Annotated in this window: 1 pseudogene; it reads left to right on the top strand. The window is 59.1% G+C overall.

Features of this window, described 5'->3' with window-relative positions:
• Positions 1–236: 236 nt before the first annotated feature.
• Positions 237–560, top strand: a pseudogene (locus tag EN780_RS36320) (transposase); the annotation flags it as partial.
• Positions 561–700 lie beyond the last annotated feature (140 nt).

The following is a 700-nucleotide window of genomic DNA, read 5'->3' as shown; positions in this document are numbered from 1 at the left end:
ATCATCGTGGGTGAGTCCCCCTCTGGCGAACTCCTCGAGCTTGTTGCGTAGCATTTGAACGCGGCCGAGCTTGACGATTTTGCCATCAAGCAAGACACAACCTCGGCGGCTACGCGATGTATGTCCATGCCGATACTACGCATGGTTCCCTCCATCGCTGGTCAAGCCCGGATCCGCCAAGCTTAACGAAACCTGACGACCGAACAAACGATGGCACCGAGAATAACATGCCGGATAGTGGTTATGTCGAATCTTTCAACGGCCGCATGCGCGACGAGCTCTTGAACGAGAGTCTGTTCTTCGGCCTCGACCACGCCCGCAGCGCCAATGCCGAATGGCGGGAGGACTTCAACACCGCGAGGCCTCATTCCTCGCTCGCCTACCAGACCCCGGCAGCCTATGCCAAGATCATCACCGCAACCGGCTCCGACGCTGTGCTGATGGAAGGCTCTGCGCCTCCGCCGGTTGCTCAAACCGCGCCACACGGCGTAACGGAAACGGCCAAGGCTCTAATCGCCACAGGATCAATATCAGTGGCAGGAATGGGCGAAGCTATCTAGCAGGCCGTTGAAAAAGCCGCTCGCCGTCGATTGGCTCCGAAGGGATTCGGAGGATGGCGCATGCGGGGCAACGACGATCGGACCGGCTCCCTTTTCAGCTATGTGGATCTGGAGGTGCGGGGTCGCCAGAACCATCCGTT

It is taken from the genome of Mesorhizobium sp. M4B.F.Ca.ET.089.01.1.1 (genome assembly GCF_004022605.1).
Lineage (GTDB): Bacteria > Pseudomonadota > Alphaproteobacteria > Rhizobiales > Rhizobiaceae > Mesorhizobium > Mesorhizobium abyssinicae.
Note: the sequence above shows the minus strand (reverse complement) of the source record. Positions and strands in the feature narration are given on the sequence as shown.